Annotated in this window: 8 protein-coding genes; 2 read left to right on the top strand and 6 right to left on the bottom strand. The window is 66.8% G+C overall.

What is annotated here, in order from left to right:
• The coding region (locus I71_RS20750; RefSeq protein WP_148294311.1) for a M48 family metalloprotease at window positions 1-408 on the bottom strand (408 nt) is incomplete at its 3' end.
• Window positions 409-501: 93 nt separating this feature from the next.
• Here I71_RS20750 and I71_RS20745 point away from each other — a divergent pair.
• The gene (locus tag I71_RS20745) at window positions 502-690 is read left to right on the top strand and encodes a DUF1674 domain-containing protein (RefSeq protein ID WP_049976219.1); all 189 of its coding nucleotides are present in this window, start codon (window positions 502-504) and stop codon (window positions 688-690) included.
• Between the two features lie 9 nt (window positions 691-699).
• On the opposite strand, the gene I71_RS20740 is transcribed toward I71_RS20745, so the two are convergent.
• From I71_RS20740 to I71_RS20720, 5 genes are all read right to left on the bottom strand, one after another.
• Entirely contained in the window at window positions 700-1,776 is a 1,077-nt protein-coding gene (locus I71_RS20740) for a sn-glycerol-3-phosphate import ATP-binding protein UgpC (protein WP_042697419.1), read from the bottom strand.
• A 25-nt stretch (window positions 1,777-1,801) separates the two neighbouring features.
• Entirely contained in the window at window positions 1,802-2,650 is an 849-nt protein-coding gene (gene ugpE, locus I71_RS20735; RefSeq protein WP_042697416.1) for a sn-glycerol-3-phosphate ABC transporter permease UgpE, read from the bottom strand.
• Complete coding sequence (gene ugpA, locus I71_RS20730; RefSeq protein WP_042697413.1) at window positions 2,647-3,531, bottom strand: sn-glycerol-3-phosphate ABC transporter permease UgpA; 885 nt, start codon at window positions 3,529-3,531, stop codon at window positions 2,647-2,649. The genes ugpE and ugpA overlap by 4 nt, the downstream gene beginning before the upstream one ends.
• 105 nt (window positions 3,532-3,636) lie before the next feature.
• Window positions 3,637-4,992: a sn-glycerol-3-phosphate ABC transporter substrate-binding protein UgpB gene (gene ugpB / locus I71_RS20725; protein ID WP_042697410.1), complete on the bottom strand. Its 1,356-nt coding sequence runs from the start codon at window positions 4,990-4,992 to the stop codon at window positions 3,637-3,639.
• A gap of 284 nt (window positions 4,993-5,276) precedes the next feature.
• Window positions 5,277-6,896, bottom strand: a complete 1,620-nt coding sequence (locus tag I71_RS20720) for an ATP-binding protein (protein ID WP_083897290.1) — start codon at window positions 6,894-6,896, stop codon at window positions 5,277-5,279.
• A 269-nt stretch (window positions 6,897-7,165) separates the two neighbouring features.
• On the opposite strand from I71_RS20720, the gene I71_RS20715 reads away from it, so the two are divergent.
• Window positions 7,166-7,924 (top strand): M48 family metallopeptidase, encoded by a 759-nt coding sequence (locus I71_RS20715; protein WP_083897289.1) that lies wholly within the window; start codon window positions 7,166-7,168, stop codon window positions 7,922-7,924.
• Window positions 7,925-7,930: the final 6 nt, after the last annotated feature.

The raw sequence follows: 7,930 nt of genomic DNA, 5'->3' as shown, positions 1-7,930 counted from the left end.
GGCAGCTCTGCGCCATCCCCCGGCGATCTCCTCCGGAGTCAGCCGCTGCAGCAAACCGGTGGTGGCGGCGACCGCCGCATGCTCCGGATCGCGGCCGGTGGCAAAGGCGTTGGGCTGATCGTTCTGGATGATGTAGACGCGCGGCATCGGCAGGCCGGCGCGCTCCGCCAGCCGGGCGACGATGCCGTGGAACTCGGGGGCCGAATAGGCATCGACCTCGCGGGCACCGTACATCGACAGCACCATGTCGCCCGAATTCCAGTAGCTGAACAGGTTCATGCCCAGCGCCATGACGAAGGCAATGATCAGGCCGGTCTTGCCGCCCAGCAGGAAGCCGACCGCCATGAAGATCGCCGTCAGGCCGGCAAGGAGAATGGTGGTCTTCAGATAGCTGGTCATGATCGCCATATCGGTTCAGGATGGGCCGAAGCGGTGTAATCCGCTCCGGCCCAAGATATGGGGCCGGGCCGCGCCCGCGTTCAAGATACCCGCAGTATTGCGATGGACATGATGACCGAACCGACCAAGCCGCAGAAGGACGCCGCCGAGGCGGTGACCGACCAGACAGCTCAGGATGCCACGGAGACCAGGGGCCCCGAACAGAAGCCCGGCGAGATCGGCGGCCCGAAGGGCCCGGAGCCGACCCGCTATGGCGACTGGGAGTTCAAGGGACGCTGCTCGGATTTCTGACCGGACGCGTCACTCCACCCGCCGCCCCGTCACCGCGTCGAACAGGTGGAGAGCACCGTCCTGCGGGGCGACCGTCAGCCGGTCGCGCTCGCGCACGGTGGGGATGCCGGCCATGCGGACCAGCAGGGCCTCGCCATCGGGCAGCCGGCCATAGACCACCGTGTCGGCCCCCAGCGCCTCCACCAGTTCGATCTCGATGGAAAAGCCCCCCGGAAAATCCGCTGCCGCGGCGGCCAGATGCTCCGGCCGGATGCCGAGTTTCACCGGGCGACCGGCATCGGTCGGACGTGATTGCGGCAGCAGCAGCCGCTGTCCGCCAGGCACCAGCACCGCCTCACCACGGTCGTCGATGCGGCCATCGAGCACATTCATCGGCGGTGAGCCGATGAAGCCGGCGACGAACAGGCTGGCCGGGCGCTGGTAGACCTCTAGCGGCGTGCCGATCTGCTCGGCGACACCGTGATTCATCACCAGGATGCGGTCGGCCAGCGTCATCGCCTCCACCTGGTCGTGGGTGACGTAGAGGCTGGTGATGCCGAGCCGGTCCTGCAGCCGCTTGATCTCCACCCGCATCTGGGTGCGCAGCTTGGCGTCGAGGTTGGACAGCGGCTCGTCGAACAGGAAGGCCGCCGGTTCGCGCACGATGGCGCGGCCCATGGCGACGCGCTGGCGCTGGCCGCCCGACAGCTGGCTCGGCCGGCGGTCGAGGAAGCGGCCGAGTTCGAGAATCTCCGCCGCCTTGTCGACGCGCGCCCGGATCTCCGCCTTCGGGATCCCGCGGATCTTCAGGCCATAGGCCATGTTGTCGAAGACCGTCATGTGCGGATAGAGCGCGTAGTTCTGGAACACCATCGCGATGTCGCGGTCCTTGGGGTCCAGCTCGTTGACCACGCGCCCGCCGATGGCGATCTCGCCGCCGGTGATGCCTTCCAGCCCGGCGACCATGCGCAGCAGGGTGGACTTGCCGCAGCCGGACGGCCCCAGCAGGACGAGGAATTCCCCGTCCTGGATCGCGATGTCGATGCCCTTGATCGCTTCGACAGGCCCGTAGGATTTGCGGACGTTCCGGATTTCGACGGTTGCCATTGTTCTTCTGTTCCTTCGCCCGCGCTTACTTTTCGCTGTCCACAAGACCTTTGACGAACCAGCGCTGCATCAGCACCACCACCGCCACTGGCGGCAGCATCGCCAGCACCGTGGTCGCCATGATCAGGTGCCAGTCGTTCGCCGATTCTCCGGTGCCGATCATCTTGGTGATGCCGGTCACGATGGTTTCCATGTCGCCGCTGCTGGTGACCAGAAGCGGCCAGAGATACTGGTTCCAGCCATAGATGAAGAGGATGACGAACAGCGCCGCGATGTTGGTGCGCGACAGCGGCAGGAGCACGTCGATGAAGAAGCGCACCGGCCCGGCGCCGTCGATCTTCGCCGCTTCCAGCAGTTCGTCCGGGATGGTCAGGAAAAACTGGCGGAACAGCAGGGTGGCGGTGGCCGAGGCGATCAGCGGAATCGCCAGCCCGGCATAGGTGTTGATCAGGCCGAGATCGGCGACGACCTTGTAGGTCGGAATGATCCGCACCTCCACCGGCAGCATCAGCGTGATGAAGATCAGCCAGAAGAAGGCCATGCGCAGCGGAAAGCGGAAGAAGGCCACCGCATAGGCCGACAGGATCGAGATGGCGATCTTCCCCACGGCGATGGACAGCGCCATCACCAGGCTGTTCAGCATCATGGTGCGGACGGGCGTGTAGATGGCGCGTTCGCCCGCCTCCCCCGCCCAGGCCTGGGCATAGTTGGCCGCCCCCTGCCCGCCCGGCCACAGCGGCAGCCCGCCGCGCCCGATGGTGGCGGAATCCCAGGTCGAGCCGATCAGCGTCACATAGATCGGATAGGCGAAGATCAGCACGCCGACGATCAGGACGATGTGCGGCACCAGATCGATGAAACGGGTCTGCTTCATGAGTAATGGACCTTGCGCTCGACGAAGCGGAACTGCACCGCGGTCAGCGCAATGACGATCACCATCAGGATCACCGACTGGGCCGACGACCCGCCGAGGTCGTTGTTGACCACGCCGTCCTGATAGACGCGGAAGATCAGCGTTTCCGTCGCCTTGCCCGGCCCGCCCTGGGTCAGGGCGTGGATGGTGCCGAAGGTCTCGAAGAAGGCATAGACCACGTCGACCACCAGCAGGAAGAAGGTGGTCGGCGACAGCAGCGGGAAGGTGATGGTCCAGAACCGCCGCACCGGCCCGGCGCCGTCGATGCCGGCCGCCTCCATCACCGAGCGCGGGATCGCCTGCAGACCGGCCAGGAAGAAGATGAAATTGTAGGACACCTGCTTCCAGCTGGCGGCGAGGATCACCATCACCAGCGCTTGCCCGCCGTTCAGCCGGTAATCCCAATCATAGCCGAGCGCCCGCAGCCCCTTGCCGAAGGAGCCGATGTCCGGATTGAAGATGAAGATCCACAGCACCGCCGCGACGGCGGGGGCCAGCGCATAGGGCCAGATCAGCAGGGTCTTGTAGGCCCGCGCGCCCTTGATCTTCGAGTCGGCCAGCACCGCCAGCAGCAGCGCCACCCCCATCGCCAGCACGGTCACCGCGATGCTGAACACGACGGTGACCTTCAGCGTGTCGAGATAGTTCGGATCGCCCAGCACATGGGTGAAATTCTCGAACCAGACGAACTCGCTGCGCAGGCCGAAGGCATCCTGCAGATGCACCGACTGCCAGATGGCGTTGGCTGCCGGCCAGATGAAGAACACCAGCGTCACCGCCACCTGCGGCGCCAGCAGCAGATAGGGCAACAGCCGGTTGTCGAAGGTGACGCGACGCTGCACAGGATGGTCTTTCGTCGGTTGCGCGTGGCGTTTTGGGCGTCCGATCCCCCCGCTTCCCCCTCTCCCCGGGGGGGAGAGGGGACCAAGGGGAGGTTACGGCCGAAATCAGCCCTTGTTGGCGCGCTCGAAGTTGCGCAGCACGGTGTTGCCGCGCTTGATCGAGGCATCGAGGGCCTGCTTGGCGTCCTGCTGGCCCTGGAAGGCCTTCTCAAGCTCTTCCTGGATGATGTTGCGGATCTCCGGCAGGTTGCCCAGGCGCAGCCCCATGCTGTTCTCGGTGGTCGGCGTGCGGGTCAACTGGGCGGCCGGCACGTCGGCGCCGGGGTTCTTCTCGTAATAGCCCTGCGCCTTGGCGATCTCGATGCCCTTCAGCGTCACCGGGACATAGCCGGTGTCCATGTGCCACTTGGCGTCGACCTCGGGCTTGGCGAGATAGGTGAAGAACTGCGACACCGCCTTGTATTCGGCCGGCGTGCGCTTGGGCGAGGTCATGACCCAGAAGGCGGCACCGCCGATGATGCCGTTCTTCGGGCCATCCTTGGCGAATTCCGGCCAGTAGGGCAGCGGCGCGGCACCCCAGGCGAAATTCGCCTCCTTCAGGATGCGGCTGCGCAGCGAGGACGAGCCCTGGATCATCGCGCATTCGCCCGACGGGAACAGGGCGTCCGGCTTGTTGTCGCGGCCGCCATACTTGAACAGCCCCTCCTTCTGCATGTCGATCAGCGTCTGGACATGCTTGACATAGATCGGGGCGTCGATCTTCAGCTCGGCGTTCAGCCCGCCATAGCCGTTGGCCTGGGTGGCGAAGGGGGTGTTGTGGAGGGCGCCCAGCTGTTCAAGCTGCACCCAGGTCGGCCAGGAGGTGGTGAAGGGGCAGGTCGACCCCGACGCCTTCAGCTTCTTCGCCGCGTCGATCAGTTCCGGCCAGGTCGCCGGCGGCTTGGCCGGATCGAGGCCGGCCTTCTGGAAGGCGTCCTTGTTGTAGAACATGATGGCGGTGGAGCTGTTGAACGGCAGCGCCATCATCTTCCCGTCCTTGGACGAGTAATAGCCCTTCACCGCCGGGATGTAGGCGTCGGCGTCGAAGGACGCCCCCGTCTCCTGCATCAGCTGGTAGACCGGCTTCACCGCCGGGCCGGCCGCCATCATGGTGGCGGTCCCCACCTCGAACATCTGGACGATGTGCGGCGCGTTGCCGGCGCGGAAGGCGGCGATGGCCGCCTGCATCGTCTCGGGATAGGCGCCCTTGAAGGAGGGGTTGACCTGGACCGCCTGCTGGCTGTCGTTGAAATCCTTGACGATCTGTTCCAGCTGGCCGCCCAGCGGCTGCGGCAGGCCGTGCCAGAAATCGATCACCGTCCTGCCCTGGGCCAGCGCCGTGCCCGGCAGGGCGGCGGCGAACAGCAGGGCGGAGGTGGCGGCGGCGCCCGTCAGGAGGGCAAGCTTGCGGCGGGTCAACATGCGGTGGGTCTCCCTGTCCCGGTATGGTGCGCGGTTGTCATGAGGGCAACGGGTTGCCGTCCCGCGACGCTTTCGTGAAGTTTTGATGGCACCTGCGTAAGGCGTGGTGTGCGGTTGCGAAAAAGGCCGATGGCGCGATGATCGCTTTTGAAATTGTTTGGTTACTCTAACCGTCACACTGCGCACGCATACCGGAGACTGTCAAGACGCCGCATTCAAGCGTTATGACACGAAAACGCCAGCCGTCGGATGTTGCAGAGCGAAAGCGCTCATGCGCGGAACGGCTAACGCGAACAGGCGGCATCCGGCCGGAACACAGCCGGCAAAACGCCTGCCCTCCCTGCCATCAGGCTGCGGCTGAGCAGGCGCCGTAGGGCCGTCGGATCGCAGGGCTTGTGAACCAGGGGAAAGCCGCTGCGACCGACGCTGCGCAGCCGGTCGGGATCGGTGTCGCCGGTGACGATCACCCCTGGCACCCGCCGGCCGCAGCGTTCGCGGACCGCCTGGATGGCGTCGATGCCGGTCTCCGGCCCCGACAGACGGAGGTCGGACAGCACGAGGTCGGGGGGTGCGGCACCGCTGTCCAGCCCGGCGCAGGCCTCGTCGATGCCGCGGGCCGGGATGACGGCATAACCCCAGGCGCGCAGCAGCAGCCCGATTCCCTCCAGCTGCATGGCATCGTCCTCGATCACCAGCACCGTCCCGGCCAGCGCCGGCGCGGCCCCGGCGGAAGAGGCCCCGGCGGAAAAAGAACGTCCGGCTGCCGGCTCGGGCTCGCCATCGGCGGAATCGTCGCCCGACCGGTCGCCGTCCTTGCCGGCCAGCGGCACCTCCACCGCGAAGACGGAGCCTTTGCCGGGCTTGGAGCGCACCGACACCGGATGCCCCAGAACCTGCGCCAGCCGCCGCACGATGGCAAGGCCGAGGCCCAACCCCTGCTTGCGGTCGCGCCCCGGATTGCCGAGCTGGTGGAAATCCTCGAAGATGACGGCGTGGTTGGAGGGATCGATGCCGACACCGGTGTCCCACACCTCGATGCGCAGAGCGTCGCCGCGCCGCCGTGCCGCCAGCAGAACGCCACCCGTCAGCGTGTAGCGCAACGCATTGGCCATGATCGGCCGCAACAGCCGTTCCATCAGCGCCGGGTCGCTGGTGACCTGGGCATCGAACGGATGGACGTTGAGGCGCAGGCCCTTGGCTTCCGCCTCCGACCCGAACTCCTCCAGCATCTTGGCGAACAGATCGTCGACCGGGAAACTCTGCGGCTTGGCGGTGACCAGCCCGGCTTCCAGCGCCGAGACCTCCAGCAGGGCGCGGAGCAGCGTCTCACCGCCGATGATCGACTGCTCCAGCTTGTTCGCCAGCTCGATGGAGGTGGGATCGGTCAGCCGGCCGCTCAGCAGATGGTGGAACAGATGCATCGCCTGGAAGGGCTGGCGCAGGTCGTGGCTGGCCGCCGACAGGAACTTGCCCTTGGCCGTGCGGGCGCGTTCGGCATCGGCGCGGGCCTGCGCCGCCTCTGCCCGCGCCTCTGCCAGAGAGGCGGCCCCGGAATCGGCGACCAGAGCCACCGCATGGATGTGGCCCCCGGCATCCGCAACCGGCGTCAGCGCGAGCGCCGATAAGCCCGGAAACAGACCGGATGCGCTGACCGGCCTGCCGGTCTCCATCACCTGCCGCCGCAGCCCGTCGATGCTGTCCGCCAGGACGGCGGGCAGCCCGGCAGCTGCCAGCATCCTCCCTTCCACGGCGTCCGGCGCGCGGTCGAGAAGCCTGGCGAAGGCGCGGTTCGCCACCAGCACGCATCCATCCTCGCCAAGAAGTGCCTGGGGAGAGTCATTGGCCGACAGCAGGGCGTCCAGCCAATCCTCACGCTTCGGTGTCTGTCCTTGGATGAGAGGCATCGGCATGTACTCGACAAGGCTACGGGGAAGACAGGTCATAAGAAAGCAAACAGGAATGCTTGTGGTAACTGGAAGGTCATCAGACCACCGCGTTACCTCTGCTTTATTTTGTGCTCCGATCGATCGTGTCAAATGTGACCTCCGGCAGTCCCATGGGATTGGATCGTTCGAAAGCCCTACTTCTTTAAGCCGAAACTGCGCCGCTGCACCATTCCGACAAAGGGCGGAGGACGCTTCCGCATCCGGCCGTCGCCACGCTATAAGACGGCATGGTGCAACGCCCCCCCGCCCTTCCGCGTCGCCGCAAGAGATCCGCCGCCCGGCCACCCCAGCCGCCGCGGGCGCTGGAGATTTCCGGCCTGCCGATCCCGCTGGAATTGCGGGAAAGTGCGCGTGCGACCCGCATGACCCTGCGTGTCGACGCCGGGCGCGGGCTGGTCCAGGTGGTGGTGCCGGTCGGCGTGTCGGAGACCGACGCCCGCCAGTTCGTCGGCCGGCATGACGGCTGGCTGCGGGCACGGCTGGCGGCGATGCCCCCGTCCCTGCCCTTCGCCGACGGCGCCAGCGTGCCCTATCTCGGCATCGAGCATGTCATCCGCCACGACCCTGCCATGCGCGGCCCGACGCGGATCGAGGACGGCGCCCTGCTGGTCGGTGGCCAGCCGGAGCATGTCGCCCGCCGCGTCCGCGATTTCCTGACCGGGGAGGCCAAGCGCGAACTTGCGTCCCGCGCCCGGCTCAAGGCCGCGACCATCGGCGCCCGCGTCGCGGCGGTCACCATCCGCGACACCAAAAGCCGGTGGGGCAGTTGCTCGTCCACCGGCCGGCTGTCCTTCTCCTGGCGGCTGATCCTGACGCCGGAGCCGGTGCTGGACTATGTGGTCGGGCATGAGGTGGCGCATCTGCGCGAGATGAACCATTCCCCGCGCTTCTGGGCGCTGTGCGCCAGCCTGACCGACGGCGCCGGCGTGGAATGGCCGCGTGCGTGGCTGAAGGCGAACGGGACACGGCTGCTGCGCTACGGGTAAGGGGCG

This window comes from Azospirillum sp. B506 (assembly GCF_000333595.1).
In the GTDB taxonomy this organism is placed as follows: Bacteria; Pseudomonadota; Alphaproteobacteria; order Azospirillales; family Azospirillaceae; genus Azospirillum.
Note: the sequence above shows the minus strand (reverse complement) of the source record. Positions and strands in the feature narration are given on the sequence as shown.

What these genes read in the sequence shown, in the direction of transcription:
- I71_RS20745 (WP_049976219.1), top strand. Translation starts at nt 502, where the DNA reads ATGGACATGATGACCGAACCGACCAAGCCGCAGAAGGACGCCGCCGAG.
- I71_RS20740 (WP_042697419.1), bottom strand. Translation starts at nt 1,776, where the DNA reads ATGGCAACCGTCGAAATCCGGAACGTCCGCAAATCCTACGGGCCTGTC.
- ugpE (WP_042697416.1), bottom strand. Translation starts at nt 2,650, where the DNA reads ATGAAGCAGACCCGTTTCATCGATCTGGTGCCGCACATCGTCCTGATC.
- ugpB (WP_042697410.1), bottom strand. Translation starts at nt 4,992, where the DNA reads ATGTTGACCCGCCGCAAGCTTGCCCTCCTGACGGGCGCCGCCGCCACC.
- I71_RS20720 (WP_083897290.1), bottom strand. Translation starts at nt 6,896, where the DNA reads ATGCCTCTCATCCAAGGACAGACACCGAAGCGTGAGGATTGGCTGGAC.
- I71_RS20715 (WP_083897289.1), top strand. Translation starts at nt 7,166, where the DNA reads ATGGTGCAACGCCCCCCCGCCCTTCCGCGTCGCCGCAAGAGATCCGCC.